This is a genomic window from Dialister sp. (assembly GCF_036343215.1).
Lineage (GTDB): Bacteria > Bacillota > Negativicutes > Veillonellales > Dialisteraceae > Dialister.
Genome location: NZ_JAZASU010000001.1, coordinates 230243 through 252663 on the forward strand (window position 1 = coordinate 230243; position 22421 = coordinate 252663).

Consider the following 22421-nt stretch of genomic DNA (forward strand, 5'->3'; position numbering starts at 1 on the left):
GTACCTCTCCTAGAATCTAAAACTCCAATCAGTACCAATGTAACTGTCATGTTTATTATTATACCACGTGGAAATACCTGCTCGCGAGTTCAAATCATAATGAGCGCCGTAACTTGTTTCATTATTATTCATACCCATAGTTGCAGTCAGCATGAAATCATTGAAAATGTATTTTCCTATTTTAAGGTAGTAATAACTATCATTGTTATCTTTTGTATTGTCATAGTAGTCAGTCAAACTGGAAGTTATGGAAATCAAATCCAGCCCTATCTTATCCTTCATGAAATCCTGAACCCCATTTCCAAAAAGCATAGTCAGGCCTGCATTAAATAAAGCGCCTTCCATAGCCCCATTATTATCAGAACCTTCGGGATTCTGATGGAAGACCAGCAGCATAAGGATCTGAGAATCATTCAATGCCGGCTCGCTGTGGAAAGTGGTCTTCATTTCACCCGGAGGACCATCGAGTTCGGCGGTAATAGAATAATGGCCTATCTTGGTAAATGCTCTGGCGTGAACAACAGGAAGGAAAGATCCCGGCACACTTCCCCAAATGGCATTGGCTGTATCCACTTTAAATTCTGATGTATTGATTTTGACAGTACCTTTTTCTACATTCACCCGCCCGGTCATGACAGGATCCGAGAGCGGCCCCATCATGGAAATATTCCCTTTGACCAAAAGGTCATAAAGCGAGGAATTATAAAGCCGCACGTTATTCCCAACCTGAATATTGATGCGTGTCAGGATATCTGCAGGAGTACTACCGGTATCATCAAGCAGTGCAAAAGGAACATCCATCACCGCATCCTGAATAACAAGATTCCCATCAATTCCCGGTTTCTCAAGGCCCGGAATTTCCCCAAGCATAAAGTCTCCATCCACTCTGCCTTTATAATATTGGGAATCCACATCAGGCAGATGAATATGTAAATCGCCATTGTATTGGGAAATTTTCATATGATCCCAGGAAACGGTCCCATTTGCAGTAACAGCCCCATTGCCTATAGAAGCACTTCCTTCTACATGAGCCTTATTTCCATTAAATTCGAGATTCATATTGACCGGCTTTACAGCTTCATTCAGGGTTAGCAGCGTAAATTCTCCATCTTTTACATTCACGCCGCCAAGCAAGAGCGGGTCTTTATAACTGCCTGCAACCTTCAGATGTCCCTGAATCGGTCCGCTGGCCGATGTGACCGGTTTAAAGAAAAGAGCAAGCATATTGAGATCCGCTTCATCCAGATTGATATCAAGATCCAGGGGAACAGCTTTATCCGTTTCGCTGCCTGTGAAAATATTGCCTGGCATGGTTCCTTTCATGCTGGCCCTGTAAGCATCCCTGGAAATCAGGGCATTCTGGATGGTGACCACATTATTTGCAGCATTGGCCATAAGAGACATACTGTCGAAAGCGATTTCACCATACCTTGGATGATCAAGTCCCACAGAAACGTCGGCTTCCGGTGCCGATTTATTTCCGGAAAGAAAGACCGCTGCTGTCAATTTCCCGTCTAAAGAAATATCTTTTCTCCCGATAACCTGGGGAATCCAGGAAATATCCATATCCCGGGCTGCCGCCTGGATATCCAGGTCGCCCCGGCTGTTCATAGACCCTTTAGCGACCAGGATGCCATCACCCACAGGAATAGAGAATTGCCTGATCGAAAGGGCCCCATTCATGTAGGAGAAATCAATGTTGCCTTCGCCCAGGGCGGCATTTCCCAAATGCCCTCCCAAAAGATGGGCCTTGAAATTGACATTGGGTGAATCTTTGGTACCGCTGATCTTCATACCGCCTTCTACCAGACCATCCACGGATTCATCAGGCTTTCCAAAGAAAGCCATAATATCGCGAATGTTCCATCCGTTAAATTCCAGATAACCATTCACTGCATCATCAGAAAGATTATAGCTTCCCTTCCAAAGGAAAGTTCCTTTCTTTTGATGGAAAGAGCCTTCATCCACAGTCACAACCTGATCTTTATAATGAACTCCGGTGGAAACATTCCGGATCGTATTCCCGGCAATCGTAATTTCCCGGGATGATGCCGTACCGTCAAAAGCAGGGCTGTCAAAAGTCCCCTGAATCAGACCGTTAAGCGTAATTTTGCCCCTGACTCCTTTATCAGGCAGCATACGCTCAATATCAATATCCGTCATGGAAACAGTGAGATTCAGATTATTTTCTTCTGCACCACCGTTCACTACAATAACCCCATCATACATGTAGCCCATGCAGTTCTTCAGATCAATTTTCTTATTATAGTAACCATACTGGCCTGAAATGCTCTGGAACAATTCTCCCATCACCGAGCCGCTCCATGCATGGAAATCGCCCTGCACTTTGGGATTATCCATATTCCCGGTAACAGTCAGCTCGTTGGAAATCCAGCCGGTCACAGGATAATCCATGCCGGCTATGGACAGAAGATTTTCTATTCTAGCCTTATCGGTCTTTACTTTTACATCCAGATCCCAATTATGAATATCTACAGAACCGCTGACTTCATGATTTCCGGAAGGGCCGGTTACAAGCAAAGAAGAAATATTCAATTTTCCATTCTGGACAGCCATAGTACCGTCAATAGTATCAAAAGCAGCATTACGGATATGACCATTTCTAACTTTTATAATGCCGCTTCCCTCAGGCTGCTCCGGGGTCCCGGAAATCATCCCTTTGAAAGATGCCATTCCGGCAAGATCTTCACCGGTAAGAGGAGACAGCATGGATAAATCAATATCTGAAGCGTCTACTCCTATATTCATTTCTCCACCACCATAAGTACCGCTGGCGAAAAATGCTCCATTCCCGCTAATCCCGCTGGCGTAAGGGATATGAATGATACCATCCTCATTCGAAAGAGAGGCGGCCAGATTATCAAGGAATGCGCCTTTATAGGAAATATTCCGGCCATTCACCGTGCCATTCCAGTTTCCATTCCGATAATTGCCAAACCCGCGAAGCTCTCCGGCCGCCATATCTTCATAGCCGAGATCCAATGCTTCCCCATTTGCTGCCGCATTGTCCAAATTAAGGATTCCATCTTTATAGTTTCCTTCTGCCTGACAATATCCGCTCACGAGCCCTCTCAAATCCTGTCCTGAAGGAATCTGGTCCAGGGATACATGGTCAGCAAAAGCCTGGATCGAAAATATGCCTGAATCCATTATATAACTACCGTGCCCAAGGATATGTCCGCCTGCAGCATCGGCCTCCAGATACGGTATGGTGACGGAGCCGTCATCATAGGAAAAAGATACTTTTCCTTTTTCCACGGAAAGATTTTCATAGGCTCCATCGACAATGGAAATATCGCCACTGACAGATGGATATTCCTTTGTTCCGGAGAAAGAAAGATCCCCGGTCACAATCCCATTTGCTTCATAATCCGGGACAACTTTTGCTATATCAACTTTGGATAAAGCAGCAGTGCCCCAAAAAGGAGTATCCTCTCCGGCAAGATCCACATGGACCTCACCGCTGATTTTCTGCCCATTCACCTTTCCGGAAATTTTTGTGACATCTGCCCTGTTATTTTCAATATTAAAAAAAGCCGCTCCATCAGCCAGAATGTAATTTTCATAGCCAAGAGCAGCATGATTAAAAGAGCCGGTCATCCGGTAAGCGACAATCCCGTCGCTTTTCCAGATTTTGGCTTCCGTAATACTTCCCGTCCCATCCTGCAGTGTCAGCTTTTTCTGAAACTGCGGCAGTTTTTCAATAAGCGGCTGCAGGGATTTCAATGGAATCGGATCTGTCTTTATATTCACTTCCAGATTATTGCTGTCAGTATATTTCAGCCTGCCATCAAAGGAGCTGTCAAAGATGGCTCCCGTTAGACTGCCATCAATATGGGCCTCCTTATCCCAGGCAAAAGTGCCCTCCACCTTTGTGAAATCGAACTGACCGGCTTCATTTGTCTTTATCAGGGCCCTTCCCTTTGTAATGATGATCTTTCCCGTAAACTTCCCACTGTCAGAATCATCAGAAGGTTTAAGAATATCACTGATATTCCAGGTTCCATCGGCTTTCTGGGAAAGAGAAAGTTCCGGCTTTTCAATAGTTACATCACGAATAACAGTAGCGATACCGTCATCATGAAGAAGATAATTATAGAGTGAAGACATGGACCAGCCTACGGTCAATGAGGGTGTCTTTAAAACATCCTCCCCTTTTTCATCTTTCAGTTCCAGATAGGCAAATGAAAGATCCAGGTTTGGGTCCAGATCGATGGAAGACCAGGACAGGGTACCATTCACCCTGTCTCCCAGCTTTTCAGCCAGTACAGGTTCCAGATTCTGCACGATAATAGGCCGGATCAGCAGATAAATCACAACGAGCACCATAAAAATGGCAGCCGCTATAGTGTTTATCCACCACTTCATACTATGCTTCAAAATAATCTCCCCAGTTTTTTTGAAAATGATCGGGTGAAATGATTTCACACAATCATTTCACTTATTTTGCATTGGCAAATTCAGGATGAATCACTGCCGGAATCCCCATGGCGTGTTCCAGGGTTGCCAGACCAATATTGTAATCATAAAGAGCAGTAATATAATTCGTTCTTGCCGTATTCAACTGTAATTCTGCATCCAGAACATCCAGGTTGATGCCCACTCCGCTGCTGTAACGGACCGTAGCAATCTTATAAGCTTCTTCTGCCTGAGCTACTGCAGCTTCTGTCGCACGAATCTGCTCTTTGGCCGCGAGGATATTCAAGTAATCCTGACGAACCTCGAGTTCTACGCCTTCTCTTGCCTGCAGCAGCTGTTCCTGGGCAACCTTGATTTCTTCATTTGCCTTCTTGATTGCAGCATCGGCAGAACCACCATCCCAGATACTCCAGCTGATTTTGCCCAGCAAAGCCCAATCATCTTTATCGATTTTTGATAAAGCAGCTTCATCCCAGCTGTATCCGCCACCTACGGAAATCGTGGGCATATAGCCGGATCTTGCAATGCGAAGAGCTTCTTTGGCGATACGGACATTATAATCCGATTCAATCAGTTCCCAGCGGTATTTCTCCGCCATAGCAATAGCCTGTTCCAGAGTCAGGTCAAACTCCGGCTCCGGGAAATCTTTGTCCAGGGGATTCAGTTTCGTATTCATAGGAATACGCATAATATTATTCAGGTTTGCCTCAGCCAGATCTCTCGCATTGTCGGCAGCAATGCTTTTCTGCTTCGCATTAGCCAGAGATACATTGGAACTCAGCACATCGAGCTTTGCCACGATACCTGCATCAAACTGCTGCTGAACATTGTTCAGATGGCTTGCATAATCATTGACAGATTCGGCCTGGACACCCGCAAGTTTAATGGTTTCCAGATATTTATAGTAAGCTTCTACGGCAGACAACTTGGTATCAGCTTCTGTCTTATAGTATTCCAAATCGGAAATATTCTTTGCATACCTGGCCTGATTGATAGCACCTTCTATATTACCACCAGTCCAAATAGGCATAGATACATTTACGCCTTGATTATAGGAACGATTATAACTCCCAAGAATAGCACCAGTTTTGGCATCTACCATTTTTTGTGCTTTAAATTGATTACCAGTCCAGCTGTACCCAATCTGTGGATTCTTGGCAGCTGCAGCCTTTCTTACGTCAGATTCTGCTTCCTTTCTCTGGAGATCAGCAATTGTAATATCCCGATTATTCTGAATTGATGTCACTACTGCGCCCTTCAGGTCGATATCCAGGCTGGAAGCTTCCGGAGTAGCCACTTCGCCCAGAGAGTCAGACAGATTCTTCTGGAGAAGCATATTATTGAAATTGACATTTTTATCAGCACTTACCTGGTCCATCTGTGCGGCAAGAGCTTTTTCCGTCAGAACGGGATCTGTAGTAATTCTCGTCCTGGAGCCTTTTGCTTCTACACCTGCGCCAAAGGATAGAGCGATCACGATAGAAGCCGCCAAAATACGGCAGGTATATTTATTCATAGAATTTCATCCCTTCTAAGACAGATGTCTTCTTATTCAAAAGTTGTAACCGACACCGAAATATTCGCCGCCGCCTCTCCGGCGATGCGGGAAGATAGACTGGCCGGTAATAAAGAAATGATCATCCAGCGCATATTTTCCGCCAATCCTCACGGAAACATCGTTTGGATTGAACAGGTCCGCTGTAAACTTCCATCTGTCCTTCTCATAATCGGCGCCTAGGCCAAGCTTGTTTCGGATAATCCCTGCATGAATGCCGTAGCTCCCTCTCATTCGGCCAAACATAGCATCATACACGGGATCATTGGTTGCGGATTCTATCCCCAGAATTCCGTAACTGTCTTTCCCGAACCGGAGAAACAGATTTGGTGAAAAATCATCTTTCTTAGTATTATATAACAATTCGCCCGAAACAGATATACCTAAATCGCCTGTTCCACTCATAATTCCGTTAATTTTTCCGGAAATATTTTTTGCATCAGAAGAAATGGCTTTAGCATTTTCCGATGCCACTGCCAGATTATCCATGATCTGCCTTGCATCAGCCACAGCTTTGCCATCCCCATTCAACTGATAAAGCATGGAATTGATCTGTGCCGTAATACCCTCGATTTCATTTGCCGTCTGTATACCCTGAGCAGTTAATATGGCCAGGTTCTGGGAAACAGCATCGAAGTTACTGAGGCTGTTTTTTACATTTTTCTGTGATGCCGGATCCCCTACGACCGTATTAATTCCATCGAGCATTGTCTGCGCAGAATTAATCAGCTTATCCATTTTATCCATGGCCTGATCGATACCGGGGGCTGCTTTTCCTTCCACAGTCATTCCGTCTGCCAGGTAACCCCGATCCTGATGGCCGCCGGAAGCTTTTACGAACCGGCCGCCCATGACACTGCTGGTCTGAATGGAGAAATCCGCATCCTTTGGAATCCTGGCATCATTATAGAATCGAAGCTTAAGAACAGCTTCTCCGTTCTCGACGGAAATGCTGTCTACCATTCCCACTTCTACGCCAGCATAATGGACGGGATTTCCCGGTTCAATTCCTTCTGCTTCTTTGAAATAACCGGTTACATGAAAGCCGCTTTTTCCAAAAATGACGAGGCTGCTGAGCTGGATGATGATCAGGGCAAACAATACGATCCCGGCCAGTGAAAAAGCCCCCACTTTTGCCTCAGTAGACCATTTCATCCAACATCACCTTCCTTTAAAAAATCCGGGTCTGACGGCAGACCTTCCATAAACTGGCGGACTCTCTGGTCCTCCGACCGATATAATTCCTTCGGCTTTCCTATAGCAAGGAAAGAACCTTTATAGAGAAAAGCCATCCGGTCTGCAATCATTTCTGCTGATTTTAAATCATGAGTAACCACAACGCTTGTGGCATGCATGGCCTTTTGCGTATTTTTTATAAGAAGACTGATATCCGTAGAACGAATAGGATCCAGCCCCGCCGTAGGCTCATCATAAAGAATAATTCGGGGTTCGAGCGCAATTGCCCTTGCCAGACTCACCCGCTTTTTCATGCCGCCGGAAAGATTGGCCGGCATCAGATTTTCTATACCGTCAAGCCCTACCAGGTGCAGTTTTTCTTTGACAATTCTTTCTATTTCCACTTCCGGAAGTTTAGTATGCATCCGCAGGCCGAAAGCCACGTTTTCCTTCACATTCATAGAATCAAAGAGGGCGGAATACTGAAATACAAACCCCATATGGCGCCGCTCAAGATTGAGTTCTGCCTCACTCAAGAGAGCCATATCTTTTCCGTCAACCAGGACCTCCCCCGAGGTGGGCTTCAGGAGACCGATAATCAGTTTCAAAAGAGTTGATTTCCCTGAACCCGAAGCCCCCAGGATGACCATGGTTTCCCCATCCCTGATTGTAAGGCTCACGTCCTTTAGGATTTTCCTCGTACCAAAGGTCTGGTATACATGTCTTATATCAATCATAACAGTCCTCAGAAGAGTATTGACGAAAGAAGATAATTGGCCGCAAAAAGCATAATAATGGAATAAACGACTGACTGGGTTGTAGCTTTGCCGACACCTTCGGCACCTGCCGTACAGGTCATGCCCCGGTCACATCCGACAAGGGCAACAATAGCGCCAAAAACCACGGATTTGAAAACTCCTATATATAAATCCGATGGAACGCAGAAAGTGTGTATGGAATGCATGAACACATAAGAAGAAACTCCGTGAGACAAAGATGCCACGATCATTCCCCCGCCTACGCCAATGGTAACTCCAAATACGTTCAAAAGGGGCAGCATGCACATGCAGGCAATCAGCCGGGGAACAACCAGATATCCCACAGGGCTTACTGCCATACAGCGAAGAGCATCTATCTGTTCAGTAACCCGCATTGTCCCGATTTCTGCCGTAATAGCAGCACCTACACGACCTGCAAGGACGACGCCGCAAAGAACAGGCCCCAGTTCCCGGCCAATCCCGATTGCTACGATCGCACCCACTGTGAAATCGGCACCATATTTGGTCAATTCTCCTGCAATCTGCACGGAAAGAACCATTCCTGTAAAAAGCAGGGTCAAAGCCACAATAGGAAAAGAAAGTACGCCAAGGGAGAGGCACTGCTTGCATGTTTCATTAACGCGAATGCTCCCCAGTTCTTTAATTGCCTGAACCAGAAGCAGAATAACCGCGCCCAGCTGATGGAAAATACTCAGTGTATGACGGCCAAGCGATTCTAAAAAATCCAAGCCTACCCCTCCTTTCCTCATTTACAGATCAATCAGGAAATTTGAATTTTCATAAGCTGAAGCAGATTTGCCATTCTGTTTTGAGTCTTTTATTTCCGGAAATTCCCCGGTTGAAGGTTCTTTTTCACCATTTCTCATTTCAGCTGCCACTTTCCTGTTGGAGCGGGATAATTTCCTCAGTTCCCTGTCTCTATCCTCGGGAGCCATGACGCGAAAAGTAAACTGTCCATCTCCATAAATGACATAATCCGTATCCACCCTGCTCTTTGGTGAATCATCTTCCCTGTCATTTCCCTGATCAGGCTTAGATTCCCCTTTAAGGTACTCCGGGGATTTTGAAGGACGCTTGTCCTGAATCTCCGCCTTTGCCCCGTCATTTTCATCTTTGGAAATCATACTGACGTTGGGATCCAAAATTTCTACAACAACCTGATTATTCCGGTCTTCCTTTTCCAGCTTATCAAAAAGGTCATCAAAATCTTTATAATTACGAAGTCTTTCCAGAATCTCATCGGTCAGATTATATTTCTGCTGCTGGAGAAGGTATGGAAGCGGAGTCACGCCGCCGCCCCTGACTTCCAGGATCATATTTCCCAATGGCTGATCCTCAGGGACTTTAAAGGATAATTCCTTATAGAATATTTCTCCGCGCCAGGGTTCCAGTCTGGCCCGTACATAGATCGTGTCTCCCGGACTGACTACAGTCGGTGCAGCCGAGGCATCCAGCAGTTTAGCCGTCTTTCGACCCTGCGTTACGTCCATGTGAATAGAAATATCTCTCAAATCATAAGGTTCAAACCGGTTCTGTTCGAGAATCTTTACCACATTGTACAACTCATCTACGCTTCTTGCGGCGATATCTTTGGATGACCAGTACATGTTGGACCGTGTAAAAGGCTTCTTTTTCATGTCTTTTGGAAACAGAGTATAGGAAAAAGAAATAGTCCCTTCGCCGGTCCTGTCCAGTGTATTGCTGACATTATTATAGACCGATGTGGAAGAAAGCATAGGCAGCAGTCCCTCATTCCGTATCATCCGGACATTCAGATTTCCTGTTTTCCCGGTGTCAAGATCATTGACCACCGCATGAAGCCTGACAGATTCAGGTACTTTACCACTTATGCCACTGATTCCTGCTCCCCGGTCTTCCGTGATAGTACCAATTTCAGCCCCGACCGAACCCAGCTTGAAGGGGATGTTCCTGCTTGGTATGACAGTAAAAATATAGGAGTTATGCATGAAATAATCTAAACTGCCTTTATTCATAAATGGATGACCAAAAGCCACCATATGGTCTCCATCTACATAGGTCACTGTCCCTACTGCGCCCAGTTTTAAATCTCCCGTCACCAGAGTTGCGGATACAGCCCCGCCCGGCTCCAGTGGAAACGGATTGTCATCAGTAGTCGCCGAAGCGGCGGAATAAGGTACCATATGGAAATCTTTCATCCGGTCAGTCAGGAAAGCCATGCCATTGGCGGTGTAGCCGGAAGCCATTACCGGGGTATCCAGCGGAATTAATCCGGCAGCATGGCTGTCGATTTCCTTACTATGGCTGCTATCAACAGTCCACAATCTAAGCATATCGGAAATGGGAGTAACCATACCAATCCTGCCATCGGACTGAGGAAAACCGTACGCTATAGCGCCAAGGAGTTTTCCGTTAATGTAAACAGGGCTCCCGCTCATTCCCTGGGCAATCCCGCCGGACTCCTCAATAACAGGACCAGAAACTTTGACCAGGACCAGATCTCCACCGGCCGCGCCTTTATTCTTCATGATACCAAGGACATCGACATTAAATGTATCAATTTTCGTTCCATGAACTACCGTTTTTGCATACCCATGCATGCCCTCATGAACTTCTGAGAGAGGCATAAATTCCTCTGCCGCCAGTGACGGAGCGATCAAGTTCAGTGCCAGGCACAAAGTAATGCCCAGCCTTTTTATGTTCTTTCCCGAAAACAGATGCATAGTCTCTCCTGTATTACCTGGTTTCAATAATAACTACCGCTTCCGATTTATTAATCTGTTGTCCTTTTACGACAAGTACTTTCTTCACTATTCCATCTGCATCGGCTCTTGCAGCCGGCACAGGCCCCACCAGAGAATCTACTGTCGCCAGTATCTGTCCCTCTTTGATGGAGGCATTCAATTCAACCACGGAAGTAACCGTACCGGATATAACAGCATTCTGGGAAATTTCTGCCGCGTCAGCGATACCTGTAAGCGAAATGACAGCCGCTGAAGCCAGGAGGGCTTTCTTTATTATTTTCATGAGATACCTCGCTATCATAAAGATGAAAAAAGTTGTTTTGTTTTATTTTACCACGCTTAAATAATATTTTCCTGATAATTCTTCCTGTATTTTCGTTCTTCAAATTTCTTTTAAATCAAAAATTTTCATATTTCAGTCTTTATAAAAGGGTAAAACAAAAAGACAGCAATCTGCTGTCTCTTTATTTCAATGTAAATCCTGAAGCGAATCACGGAATTCGTTGATATACTCAAGCGCTGAACCTGCCCCTACTGCGTTCACATATGACGGTCTTTCAGCCACATGAGCCGGAACGCCTATGACCCTGGAAATAAGTTCATCTATACCACGAAGCTCTGCGCCCCCACCTATGAGGATGATTCCATTTTCTTTTATTGATTGCAGAAGGGCAGGAGGCGTCCGCTGCAGTACATCCCGAATATCTTTAAAAATCCTGTAAAGAATAGGATTAATGGCATGGGCAATGTCTTCACCCGTTACTGCTATTTTCACAGGAAGGCCTGAAACTATGGACATGCCGCTTGTCTCAGCAATCTGGGGACCGTTCTTCAAATCCCACATGGCTCCCAATGCAATTTTAAGGCTTTCTGCCGACTTGTGTCCAATCAGAATGTGATATTTTTCTCTCACCGTATTCAGTACGGCCTGGTCCATTTCTGAGCCTGAAGCGGTCGAAAAATGACTGACTATGATACCATGTTTCGAGAGAACGGCAATTTTGGTAGAACCTCCACCAAGATCTACGACCATTGTCCCTTCTTTAGGATGTTTTCCCAGTCCCATTCCCATCATAGCTGCCAGAGGCTGATCAATGAGGACAGTCTTTCTGGCACCAATGGCAACTGCCGCTTCAAGGAGTGCTCTTCGCTGGACCCCATTGATTCCGGCCGGAACACACATGATGAGACGGGGATGAAAGAGAAGCCCTTTCAGGTAAGAATGATTAACGATGCAGTTTAAAAGATAAGCCGCACCGCCGTAATCAACAATTACGCTCTGTTTCAACGGTCGTATAATTCTGACTGCCGATGGAGTTTTCCCTTCCATTTCCTCCGCTTTTGTTCCAAAAGCAAAATATTCTTTTGTCAGATCATTTCTGGCTATCACGGAAGCTTCCGGGAATACCAGCCCTTTATGTTTTACAAAAAGAACTGTATTGGATGTTCCCATATCCACGCCGATATCTTCCGTACCAAATGAACCTATCCAGTCCACAAGAGAGTTCTGGCTGGATATCCTGAATTTTCGGGAGATGAAATTAATCCCTGTCGACTCTGACAATATCTGCTCCTAACCCCTGCAGTTTCTCAACAAGGTGATCATACCCACGATCAATGTGGTGAAGTTCTCCAATTTCCGTTTCTCCCCGGGCTGCGAGGCCGGCAATGGTGAGTGCCGCGCCGGCACGCAGATCTGTTGCACGGACAAATGCGCCAGTCAGGAACGGAACACCACGGACAATAGCTGAACGGCCTTCCACCATAATGGAAGCACCCATACGCTGCAGTTCGCCTACATGCATAAACCGATTTTCAAAAACTGTTTCCGTTACGCGGCTTATCCCGTTGCCTATAGTCATTAATGCCATAAACTGGGCCTGAAGATCCGTCGGGAAGCCGGGATAGGGGAGTGTTTTGATATCAGTGGAACGGATATGTCCATCACTGATTACACGGATGCTGTCAATATCTGTAATCACCTTAACCCCGGCTTCATTTAATTTGGCCAGTAACGGTTTCAGGTGCTCTTTAAGGACATTGTCAACGATCACATCACCGCCTGCCATGGCAGCGGCAATCATAAAAGTTCCTGCCTCAATCCGGTCCGGGATGACTGTATGGGATACCCCCAGTAATTCTTTAACACCTTCAACACGGATAACATTGGTGCCTGCGCCTTTGATATTAGCCCCCATGGAGTTCAGGAAAGTAACCAGGTCAACAATTTCCGGCTCTTCTGCCGCATTTTCAATGACCGTCCTTCCTTCTGCCATAGCAGCAGCCATCAGGATATTTTCAGTAGCTCCAACACTGGGGAAATCCAGATAAATTGTGGTGCCCTTGAGACCATGCGGTGCATAACCTTCCACGTAGCCATTGCTTTCATTAATTTCCGCGCCTAAAGCTTCAAATGCCTTCAAATGAAGATCAATAGGACGACTGCCTATCATGCATCCGCCGGGCAGTGCGATTTTAGCATGTCCCCGTTTCGCCAGAAGCGGGCCCATAATCAGAAAGGAAGCCCTCATCCTGCTCATAAGTTCATAAGATGCTTCCGTTTTATCCAGCATCGAAGAATCAAAGGTTAATACATTATCTTCTTTTGTGACTTTGACCCCCAAAGACTCCAGGACACTGCAGATTGTTCTGACATCATCAAGATTCGGCGCATCTACAATGGAAGAAGGCGTATCCGGCAGCAGTGTGGCAACGATAATGGGAAGCACTGCGTTTTTAGCACTGGAGACGCGAACATGTCCACGAAGCGGATGACCGCCATGAATTACTAATTTTTCCAAAAGGACTCACTCCTACTGACTAAAAAATATTCAATGATAACCGGATTCTACATGTATCTCATCATTTTCGCCGGCGCCCTGCAGGCTGAAGAGAAGAACTCTCCTCACCTGACGTGCAAAGAAATAACATCCGGGAAACGGTTTTATTATTGTAATCGAATCATACGTATCATAGCAAAAATCCTATATGATTTCAAGGAGACTTATGGAAGCGCACAGGAATCAGTATAAAGACACTGCGGGGATGACTTTACCTTACTGTTCCAGGCTTTCAGTGACCCGTTTAACACTTTCCGAATCACCAAGGATGATCAGCATATCATCTGAAGTCATTTTCATGTCAGGCCGCGGATTAACAAACATATCCCCTTTTCTCTTTATGGCGGCAACAGTAATATTGTATTTCCTGCGGACATCGATATCCAGAATGCTCTTGCCCACCCAGTCGGAAGGGACATGAATCGAAAGGATGGTAATGTTATTTTCCATTTCGATATAGTCTACAATTCCCGGCGAAATGAGGTTATGCGCCACCCGGACTCCCATTTCCTTTTCTGAATAAATAATTTTGTCAGCCCCGATCTTTTGGAGCATTTTGCCGTGAATCGGATCCAGAGCCTTGACAACAATCTTCTTGACTCCCATATCTTTAAGGATCAGGGTAGTCATAAGACTTGCGGACAGGTCTCCGAGAGAGACTACGGCAACATCTGCATTGCCGGCACCAATGGCAGTCAGGTTTTTTTCATCGGAACAATCTGCACAGACCACATATCCCAGAGTATCCGACAAATCCTGTACCACTTCTTCATTGATGTCCATAGCCATGACATCGTAGCCCATTTTTTCCAGTGTTACGGCAACGCTTTTTCCAAAACGCCCAAGGCCGGCAACAAAAAACTGAAGTTTCTGTCCCATATCGATAATCCCTCTAACCTATAACAACATTCTCTTTTGGATATTTCATCGAACTGTTATGATGTCCGGCAAATGCGATTGCAAGTGTCATTACACCTATTCTTCCTATGTACATGGCGCCTATGAGTACGATTTTACAGGGGGTATTCCATTCCCCGGTCAATCCCATGCTGAATCCCACGGTACTGAATGCGGATACCGATTCGAAAAGAGCATTTTCAAAATTAAAATCCGAAGGTTCCAGGAGAAAGATCAGAAAGGCTGTCAAAAACGTCAGTACCATAGCCAGGGTGAAGACATTGGATGCCTTGACAAGGTCTTTGGGGTCCACCTGTTTATGGAAAATAACGACTTCTCTTCTGCCCCTGATCCATGCATACATGGAGAGAATCAAAAGACCCATAGTTGTAGTCCTGATTCCTCCCGCTGTGGAAATCGGGGACCCACCGATGATCATGAACACCATCACCATAAGAACCGTGGAATTCATCATGGCATGAATATCAAATACCGCAAACCCGGCTAAACGAGTTGAAAGAGACATGAAAAAAGCACTCTGCCACTTCTCAAGAGTTCCAAGCCTTCCAAGGGTCGCCGGATTATCTCCTTCCAGCAGGTAAAATACAATAACGCCCAAAGGGATGAGAATGGCCTCCAGGGTAAAGACAAATTTGGTATTAAATGAAAGTTTTGACCACCTGCGGTGCGTGATCACATCATCCAGGGCGAGGAACCCGATGCCGCCAAGGAACATGGTAATGAGAATCACAGTACTGGCAAAACTGTCAGCTGCCATATCAGGAAAGCCAATTCCATCTCCCACAAGGTCCAGCCCACAGGTAGTGAATGAGGAAACAGCATACCAAAACCCAAGGTAAATCCCTTTGAGGCCAAATTTGAAATAAAAATAAACAGAAAGAAGTATTCCTGAAACCAGTTCCACCATAAAAGTCCACAAAATAATCTTTCTGACAAGCATGACCATTCCGGAAGGAGACTGGAGATTGAAAGAATCCCTGATCAGCAGTCTTTCCTGGAGCCTGATTCTGCGGCCCGCAGAAATGCTGACCATGGCCATAATGGTCATTACGCCCAGTCCGCCCACTTCCATCATGAAAAGGATGATCAGCTGGCCAGCCAGACTGAAATCACGTCCAAGGTCAAACATGCTCATTCCGGTGACACTGACAATGCTTACTGACATAAACAGGGCATCGATAAAACTTATGCTTCTCGTGCCGGACTGGGCAAAAGGCATCATCAGAAGGATTGCCCCCAGCAGCATGAAAAGAGCAAATCCCCCACAGATCAATACCCCTCTATGAAGTTTATTCAGAAAATGAATGATTTTTTTGGACATATTTCCCCTTGCGCCGGCGTGCCGGATACAAATTTCATATTTCTTCTATTATACAATGGGAACTCAAAATAAAAAACTGCATGGAGCCATGCAGTTTTTATTTCCTTAAAGGATCAGGTTTTTGAAATCATTCGTCCTTATACCCTTCCCTTGCCAGCTGTTTCCGGTTTTTGAGAAGCTCCTCCGCCTCCGTAGCGGCAATAGCTCCCAGGATATCGTGACGGGTAATAATTCCAACGAGGCGGGCAGGCGGCTGTATATCCGAGCCAGTCACCTTTTTCTTTTCAACCACCGGTACGGTCTTTAAATGTTCGTCTACCATCAGGGTTGTCAATGTCTCCATATCTGTTTCTGAAGTAACGCAGCGAACATCTTTTGTCATGATTTCGGAAGCTGTCGTAGCAAGAAGTTTTCTGAATGATCTTTCATAACGGCCAAAACCGCAGTAATATAGATTGCCGCCAAGCACATCTACATACTGGGGAATTTTGGGGTTCACCTTTTTATACAGAAGATCTCCTTCCGAGACAATGCCCAGAAGCTCGTTATCATCCCCCACAACCGGAATAGCACTCACCGGATGCGTAATAAAAAGCCCTACCAGTTCATGGACAGTGGTATCCGCAGAAACAGTAAACACATATTTCGACATGAAATCCTTGACTTTCATCGATTTGGCAGTCATCATCAATCCCCTCTTCCGACAGAAAAACATGTGAAATAATCGATATACAGAGCCATTGCAGCTGCTTATATTTTAACGAAATTTCAAAAAACCTGCAAATGATTTTATGAAATCATCTGCAGGTTTATACAACACAATTCATATAAATATTTGGGTGTCCTTCATAAATGATAAGGTTCATGTCTCATGATTTTCATGGCCCGGTAAAGTTGTTCAATCAGAACCAGTCTTGCCATCTGATGGGTAAATGTCATAGAGCTGATGGAAATCTTCATATCCGCTCTTTTCCTGATATTTTCGCCATTTCCATAGGGGCCGCCAATCATGAAGGAAAAATGGCTGATTCCACCTACCATTTTCTCCTGAAGAACTTCTGAGAGACCTTCTGAGGTAACCGGTTTCCCTTTGAGATCCAGGAGAATCAGGAAATCATCGGGGTTCAGATATTTAAGAAGCTTTTCTCCTTCTTCTTCCATGACCTTTTCCTTAAGGGCCGGTGAAGGGCGTTCAGGCATTTTTTCTTCATCTTTTATGATGAATTCTATTTTAGCCATGGGCGAAAGACGCTTTACATATTCACTGATACCGTCCCGCATCCATTTTTCCTTGATTTTGCCAATGGCCAGGATAGTAAATTTCATTATTTATTGTTCTCCGGTGCTGCGGCGAGAAGCACTTCCGTCTTTTTCTCCCTGCCATTATGTTCATAGGTCAGCGTAATCCGGTCTCCCGGTTTATGAGTATCCAGTATTTCCCGCATTGCCTTGACAGTATCAAAAGCTTTTCCATCAATGGCCATGATATAATCGCCGGGGCGGATTTCAGTAAGACTCAAAGGGCTATGGGATGCAATCTTCATGACAAGGACACCATGTTCATGATCCCAGTTATAACCATACCTCATGGCGATATCCTTGTCAGCCGCATATACCCCGAGATAAGCCCGGACTACCCTGCCATTGTCGATAAGCTGTCGGATAATGCCTTTGGCAGAATTCACCGGAATGGCAAATCCCATACCTTCCACGCCCTCTTTGGCAATTTTGGCACTGTTTATACCTACCACTTTTGCATCTGCTGTAACCAGGGCACCACCGGAATTTCCTGGATTGATAGCCGCATCTGTCTGAATCAGTTTAAAGCGCTGATCAATATTATCAAGACTCCTGTTCAAAGCACTGATTACGCCGACTGTGACCGTTCCCTGGAATTCAAGACCCAGAGGATTACCGATGGCAATAGCCGTTTCACCCACCTGGAGGGCATCGGAATCACCAAATTGAGCAACCGGGAGACTGTCGTTTCCTTCGATTTTCACTACAGCCAAATCAGTTGATGCATCTGTGCCAACGACTTTCCCCGGAACCGTAGTCCCGTTAGACAGGCTGACATTGACATCTTTACTGCCGGATACGACATGATTATTGGTAACAATATATCCTTTTTTATCAAAAATGACTCCGGACCCGACACTCTGCCCTACTTCAACGCGGCGGTTGAATATATCCCTGTCATAAACCCGGGTCGTAATGCCTACTACGGCAGGACCGACTTCTTTGACTGCCTGCACAACTGCCGTATTTCTTATAGCCGGCAATTCCTGAAGCTTCTTTCCTTCCTGTGTGGGAAGCTGATAGGAGAAAGATGCACTCTGATTTTTGTTTTCTGTTTTAAGGTCTCCAAAGAAGCAGCCGCCTGCCCCACCAATGACCAGAAGGGCCAGTGCAAAAGCAGCAATTTTCATTTTGCCTTTATGGTGGTCTGAACTGACAAGATTCATGTTTTCCCCATGCTCTTTCAGCTGTTTATCCAGATCTTCTCTATCCATTGATGAACCTCGCATCTTTCCCTGTCCAAGGACAGATTATTTTTAATGTATTTATAAAATTATAGCATATTACCATAAAAGGAAAAAGATTTTACCCACCCAGGGAGATGGATAAAATCTTTTTTATGCAATCAATTATTTTGCAAAATCAGTAGCTCTTGTTTCGCGAATAACCACAACCTTGACCTGACCCGGATACTGAAGTTCTTTTTCAATTCTCTGGGAAATATCATGAGCCAGAATAGTGGTCTGGTCCTCACTGATCTTTTCAGGTTTAACAATCACGCGGAGTTCACGACCTGCCTGAATCGCATAACAGCTGGCAACACCGGGGAAAGATTTGGCAATATCTTCCAGCTTGGTAAGACGCTTGATATAGTTTTCCAGCGTTTCACGGCGTGCTCCCGGACGAGCTGCAGAAATAGCATCGGCTGCCGCAACCAGCACAGCTTCTACGCAGGTGGCCTCGGTATCCCCATGGTGAGAAGCTATGGTATTGATGACTTCCGGAGATTCATGGAACTTCTGGGCCAGTTCTACGCCCAGTTCCACATGAGTTCCTTCCTGTTCACGATCCACAGCTTTACCGATATCATGAAGAAGGCCTGCCCTTTTGGCAAGTTCCACATCAGCACCTACTTCACCGGCAAGGATTCCGGCAAAATAGGATGTATCGATGGAGTGCTGCAGGACATTCTGGCCATAGCTTGTCCGGTACTTCAGACGGCCGAGAATTTTCACAAGATCCGGGTTCATGCCACGGATACCACATTCCATGACTGCCTGTTCACCGGCTTCGCGAATAGCTTTTTCCACATCTTTCTTTGTCTTGGCCACAATTTCTTCAATTCTCGCCGGATGGATGCGCCCATCTTTGACAAGGCTTTCCAGGGCCAGTCTTGCCACTTCACGACGGATCGGATCAAAGCAGGAAAGAATGACTGCTTCCGGCGTATCATCAATAATGAGATCCACACCGGTCAGGGTTTCAATAGCCCTTATATTTCTACCTTCACGACCAATAATGCGACCTTTCATTTCTTCATTTGGCAGGGAAACTACGGAAACTGTAGTTTCGGATACCGTATCGGCCGCATTCCGCTGAATCGCGGAAGCAATAATTTCACGGGCCTGGGTATCAGCCGTATTTTTCGCTTCTTCAGCCGCATCGCGGATACGGATGGCTTTTTCATGGGTCAGCTCTTCATCCACCCGGGAAAGAATCATTTCCTTTGCCTGTTCCGTGGAAAGCTGGGAAATTTCTTCCAGTTTCTTCTGCTGCTCTTCATACAGCTGATTCAGCTTTTCTTTCTGCGCCTTAAGCTGGTTTTCTTTCTTGTCCAGCTGCGATTCCCGCTGTTCCAGATTACCGCTCCTCCAGTCCAGATTGTTTTCCTTCTGAACAAGACGCTGTTCATATTTCTGGAGTTCGTCCCTGCGCTGTTTGTTCTCCTGTTCCACATCCTCACGAAGTTTATGGATTTCTTCACGAGTCTGTACCAGGGTTTCCTTCTTGAGCGTTTCCGCTTCACGGGATGCAGAATCAATCATTTTCCGGGCATCATCCGCAATCTGGCGTGCTTTTTCCTCTGCGGAGCCGATTCTGGCCTCTGCGATACGTTTTCTCAGGATATAACCGATTCCTGCACCGACAATCGCCGCAATAATACAACCGATAATTACATAAAGTAAAACTTCATCCAGTGTCAAACGATTCACCTCTTTCTTCTTTCTTATTTTTATAATGTTACGAGAATTTTAAAAAGCATCTCCACAATGGGGATGCTAAGGCCGAAGCAGATGGATTTTCCTCTATACGGAAATATTTCCGTCCATTACAATGAAAGCCTCCAGGGCAGTACAATATCACCGGGAAGCATTTATATAAGTCAGAATCAATCCATTAAAGGAATGTTCACTTGGTCCAGCACCTTAATTAATTCTAAAATTTTTACAAAATATTGTCAAGGACCATAGAGAAAGAGCTATGAATTCCTTTTCTCAGCTGCCGGTCAGCCTGCTGCTGCGTATATCATTTTTCCCACCGCCTGCCAAATACTGACAGTATGAGAAGAGCGAGAAATACACCCCAGGATATGAAGCCGGGCAGCGTGTCCATATCACTAAGAATCCCGGCGGCAGTAAAAAGGGCCATCAAGGTCATATTTATCTTCAGGGCACCTTTTGTACTCCTCCTGAAAATAAGAAAGGATATCAATGCAGCGGCCAGGTTAATCATAAATACTGCATCCACATAAAACATAAGAGGTATCATCTGCAGGATGAACCTTCCCGCAAGATAAACCGGAATGACATAAAGCCAGGATGATGCCATTACCATTCACCCCTGAATTCATCACCATCAGAGAGGGGTATCCATATTCTCTGTTTTCTGTGAAGCCAGCGGAATTCATAAGATGGTATCCATGGCGTTCCAAAGTAATGCATGGGTACGAGAAGTCCGATGTCCATTCTTTTCAGATACTCCTTGACTCCCCACTCCCTGGCAGTCTGCTGCCTGTAATCTACCGGAATAAAAGCCAGATCCACCCGTGTCTCTTCTATTTTCTTCAATTCTTCAAAAAACAATTCGGCGGCTTCTTCATTATTTTCATCCGGTTCACCGGCCCAGTGCCACCAGTTCAAATCTCCGGCATGAAATATAGTGTTATCCCCGATCCATACAATAAAAGAGCCGCCCGCATCAGTAGAGCCGTACATTTTAACGGAAAAATCATCTCCGAAAAAAGAATCTCCCGGTTTCATGAGATGACATTTTTCTCCATGATTAAGGAGCATATGACAATCCTCATGCATGAAATAGGCCGATGCCCTTTCTTCATACAATCTGATTTGCGGATTGAAATGATCCCCATGAACATGGCTGACAAAGAAGTAAACCTTTTTGTTTACTGTTTCCTGCCGGGACAGGACACTTTCAACAACATGTAAAGGATCCCTGTAATAATCAAAAACAAGTACTGCCCGGTCAGTTTCCACAAGAAAACCGCTATGATGCAGAAAGTATATGTTAAATGGCTTCATTTCCTTCCTCCCGGTATAGAACTTGTATTTGTATCATCAATTTTTATAGGACTATAAATTTTAACTGAGATGATTATTCAAAGAATAAACTGTATAATGATTATAACATAATGTCTGGCTGTCATCGTATATTTGATCATTTAAAGAGCGAATGAATATTCCTTTGACCTTTTCCGCTGACTTGAGTAAAATATCATTGTAACTGCTGACATGTATGTGGGATTTCGAAGATTTTGGGCAGACAGATTTGCAGCCTCGAAATCCCATCTGCCTTTATAATATTATTATCGGCTGCGGCATACGGCTCCAGCCGGCTGTATTCGCTTATTCAGAATCAGGAGCTTCTTATGTACAGCTCATCTCTGTTCCAAAGTCCCGGAACTTTTCGGGACACTCAAAATGCACTGGATTCAATCGCCGTCAGTTTTTCTGAACTGCTGCGGTTAAAATCACAGGAGTTATATGAACACTCTCTCCGGGTCTCCAATTATGCAGGCGCCACGGCCGTGTATATGAGGCTTCCCTCCAATGAAATCATGCTGATCCGATACGCCGGGTTATTGCATGATATCGGATTACTGTGCATCCCCAACCACATACTGACAAAGGTCCCCTATCTTTCCAGAAGGGAATTGTCTCTCTATAAAAAACATCCTGAACTTGGCGCCAATATGCTGGAATCCATTCCCGGCTGCCAGGATCTGCTGCCCTATATTCGTTCCCATCATGAACGCTGGGACGGTACCGGTTACCCGAAGCACCTGAAGAATGTAAATATTCCATTAGGTGCCAGAATTATATCGGTAGCCAGCTACTATGATGATACGATTTATTCGTCGCCAGACTTCAAATTGAAATCGATTACGGAACTAACCAGAGATATCATGACCGGTTCGGGAATCCTCTTTGACCCGGAAGTGATTCAGGCATTTCTGAAGGTGATTTTCCACAGCAATTCTATTTCCAGATAAAAAATCCTGTCCTCAAGTTTACTATAAAACCATTATCCCGAAAAACCCAAAAAAGGGCGCACTTACCCCAGGGTCCATTTTTTAGCTTTTTTCAGTTAGCGATTGCCATGGTAGATGGAATTTCTCCGGCCCAACCCAAT

Annotated in this window: 18 protein-coding genes; 1 reads left to right on the forward strand and 17 read right to left on the reverse strand. The window is 45.2% G+C overall.

The window, feature by feature from the left end; translation table 11 throughout:
- Positions 1 to 9 precede the first annotated feature (9 nt).
- The 17 genes from VZT47_RS01135 to VZT47_RS01215 form a co-directional block, all read right to left on the reverse strand.
- The gene (locus VZT47_RS01135) at positions 10 to 4389 is read right to left on the reverse strand and encodes a translocation/assembly module TamB domain-containing protein (RefSeq protein ID WP_330223133.1); all 4380 of its coding nucleotides are present in this window, start codon (positions 4387 to 4389) and stop codon (positions 10 to 12) included.
- 73 nt (positions 4390 to 4462) lie between these two features.
- The gene (locus VZT47_RS01140) at positions 4463 to 5956 is read right to left on the reverse strand and encodes a TolC family protein (protein WP_330223134.1); all 1494 of its coding nucleotides are present in this window, start codon (positions 5954 to 5956) and stop codon (positions 4463 to 4465) included.
- Between the two features lie 36 nt (positions 5957 to 5992).
- Positions 5993 to 7150, reverse strand: coding sequence for an MlaD family protein (locus tag VZT47_RS01145; protein ID WP_330223135.1), 1158 nt, complete (start codon positions 7148 to 7150; stop codon positions 5993 to 5995).
- Positions 7147 to 7908 (reverse strand): ABC transporter ATP-binding protein, encoded by a 762-nt coding sequence (locus VZT47_RS01150; protein ID WP_330223136.1) that lies wholly within the window; start codon positions 7906 to 7908, stop codon positions 7147 to 7149. Before VZT47_RS01150 ends, VZT47_RS01145 begins: the two co-directional genes overlap by 4 nt.
- An 8-nt stretch (positions 7909 to 7916) precedes the next feature.
- The gene (locus VZT47_RS01155) at positions 7917 to 8678 is read right to left on the reverse strand and encodes an MlaE family ABC transporter permease (RefSeq protein ID WP_330223137.1); all 762 of its coding nucleotides are present in this window, start codon (positions 8676 to 8678) and stop codon (positions 7917 to 7919) included.
- 21 nt (positions 8679 to 8699) lie between these two features.
- Positions 8700 to 10652, reverse strand: a complete 1953-nt coding sequence (locus VZT47_RS01160; protein WP_330223138.1) for a SpoIVB peptidase S55 domain-containing protein — start codon at positions 10650 to 10652, stop codon at positions 8700 to 8702.
- Positions 10653 to 10665: 13 nt separating this feature from the next.
- On the reverse strand, positions 10666 to 10956 hold the full coding sequence (locus VZT47_RS01165) for a hypothetical protein (RefSeq protein ID WP_330223139.1): 291 nt from the start codon (positions 10954 to 10956) through the stop codon (positions 10666 to 10668).
- A gap of 186 nt (positions 10957 to 11142) precedes the next feature.
- Positions 11143 to 12237 (reverse strand): rod shape-determining protein, encoded by a 1095-nt coding sequence (locus VZT47_RS01170; protein WP_330223140.1) that lies wholly within the window; start codon positions 12235 to 12237, stop codon positions 11143 to 11145.
- On the reverse strand, positions 12215 to 13474 hold the full coding sequence (gene murA / locus VZT47_RS01175; RefSeq protein WP_330223141.1) for a UDP-N-acetylglucosamine 1-carboxyvinyltransferase: 1260 nt from the start codon (positions 13472 to 13474) through the stop codon (positions 12215 to 12217). The genes VZT47_RS01170 and murA overlap by 23 nt, the downstream gene beginning before the upstream one ends.
- A gap of 255 nt (positions 13475 to 13729) precedes the next feature.
- Positions 13730 to 14392 carry a potassium channel family protein gene (locus tag VZT47_RS01180; RefSeq protein WP_330223142.1) on the reverse strand — a complete coding sequence of 221 codons (663 nt, stop codon included), beginning with the start codon at positions 14390 to 14392 and terminating at the stop codon, positions 13730 to 13732.
- A gap of 13 nt (positions 14393 to 14405) precedes the next feature.
- A complete protein-coding gene (locus tag VZT47_RS01185) occupies positions 14406 to 15752 on the reverse strand; it encodes a TrkH family potassium uptake protein (protein WP_330223143.1) in 1347 nt (448 codons plus the stop codon).
- A 127-nt stretch (positions 15753 to 15879) separates the two neighbouring features.
- Complete coding sequence (locus VZT47_RS01190) at positions 15880 to 16440, reverse strand: CBS domain-containing protein (RefSeq protein WP_330223144.1); 561 nt, start codon at positions 16438 to 16440, stop codon at positions 15880 to 15882.
- 158 nt (positions 16441 to 16598) lie between these two features.
- The gene (gene rlmH, locus VZT47_RS01195; RefSeq protein WP_330223145.1) at positions 16599 to 17078 is read right to left on the reverse strand and encodes a 23S rRNA (pseudouridine(1915)-N(3))-methyltransferase RlmH; all 480 of its coding nucleotides are present in this window, start codon (positions 17076 to 17078) and stop codon (positions 16599 to 16601) included.
- The gene (locus VZT47_RS01200) at positions 17078 to 18217 is read right to left on the reverse strand and encodes a S1C family serine protease (protein ID WP_442877407.1); all 1140 of its coding nucleotides are present in this window, start codon (positions 18215 to 18217) and stop codon (positions 17078 to 17080) included. Before VZT47_RS01200 ends, rlmH begins: the two co-directional genes overlap by 1 nt.
- Before the next feature lie 183 nt (positions 18218 to 18400).
- On the reverse strand, positions 18401 to 19975 hold the full coding sequence (gene rny, locus VZT47_RS01205) for a ribonuclease Y (protein WP_330223147.1): 1575 nt from the start codon (positions 19973 to 19975) through the stop codon (positions 18401 to 18403).
- A gap of 322 nt (positions 19976 to 20297) precedes the next feature.
- The gene (locus tag VZT47_RS01210; protein WP_330223148.1) at positions 20298 to 20504 is read right to left on the reverse strand and encodes a hypothetical protein; all 207 of its coding nucleotides are present in this window, start codon (positions 20502 to 20504) and stop codon (positions 20298 to 20300) included.
- A 95-nt stretch (positions 20505 to 20599) separates the two neighbouring features.
- The gene (locus tag VZT47_RS01215) at positions 20600 to 21310 is read right to left on the reverse strand and encodes an MBL fold metallo-hydrolase (RefSeq protein ID WP_330223149.1); all 711 of its coding nucleotides are present in this window, start codon (positions 21308 to 21310) and stop codon (positions 20600 to 20602) included.
- Positions 21311 to 21657: 347 nt separating this feature from the next.
- Here VZT47_RS01215 and VZT47_RS01220 point away from each other — a divergent pair, with 347 nt between their 5' ends.
- Complete coding sequence (locus VZT47_RS01220) at positions 21658 to 22281, forward strand: HD-GYP domain-containing protein (RefSeq protein WP_330223150.1); 624 nt, start codon at positions 21658 to 21660, stop codon at positions 22279 to 22281.
- Positions 22282 to 22421 lie beyond the last annotated feature (140 nt).

Coding starts and splice junctions, on each gene's coding strand:
- VZT47_RS01135 (WP_330223133.1), bottom strand. CDS start 4,389: ATGAAGTGGTGGATAAACACTATAGCGGCTGCCATTTTTATGGTGCTC.
- VZT47_RS01140 (WP_330223134.1), bottom strand. CDS start 5,956: ATGAATAAATATACCTGCCGTATTTTGGCGGCTTCTATCGTGATCGCT.
- VZT47_RS01145 (WP_330223135.1), bottom strand. CDS start 7,150: ATGAAATGGTCTACTGAGGCAAAAGTGGGGGCTTTTTCACTGGCCGGG.
- VZT47_RS01150 (WP_330223136.1), bottom strand. CDS start 7,908: ATGATTGATATAAGACATGTATACCAGACCTTTGGTACGAGGAAAATC.
- VZT47_RS01160 (WP_330223138.1), bottom strand. CDS start 10,652: ATGCATCTGTTTTCGGGAAAGAACATAAAAAGGCTGGGCATTACTTTG.
- VZT47_RS01165 (WP_330223139.1), bottom strand. CDS start 10,956: ATGAAAATAATAAAGAAAGCCCTCCTGGCTTCAGCGGCTGTCATTTCG.
- VZT47_RS01180 (WP_330223142.1), bottom strand. CDS start 14,392: ATGGGACAGAAACTTCAGTTTTTTGTTGCCGGCCTTGGGCGTTTTGGA.
- VZT47_RS01185 (WP_330223143.1), bottom strand. CDS start 15,752: ATGTCCAAAAAAATCATTCATTTTCTGAATAAACTTCATAGAGGGGTA.
- VZT47_RS01190 (WP_330223144.1), bottom strand. CDS start 16,440: ATGATGACTGCCAAATCGATGAAAGTCAAGGATTTCATGTCGAAATAT.
- rlmH (WP_330223145.1), bottom strand. CDS start 17,078: ATGAAATTTACTATCCTGGCCATTGGCAAAATCAAGGAAAAATGGATG.
- VZT47_RS01200 (WP_442877407.1), bottom strand. CDS start 18,217: ATGAATCTTGTCAGTTCAGACCACCATAAAGGCAAAATGAAAATTGCT.
- VZT47_RS01210 (WP_330223148.1), bottom strand. CDS start 20,504: ATGATTAACCTGGCCGCTGCATTGATATCCTTTCTTATTTTCAGGAGG.
- VZT47_RS01215 (WP_330223149.1), bottom strand. CDS start 21,310: ATGAAGCCATTTAACATATACTTTCTGCATCATAGCGGTTTTCTTGTG.
- VZT47_RS01220 (WP_330223150.1), top strand. CDS start 21,658: ATGTACAGCTCATCTCTGTTCCAAAGTCCCGGAACTTTTCGGGACACT.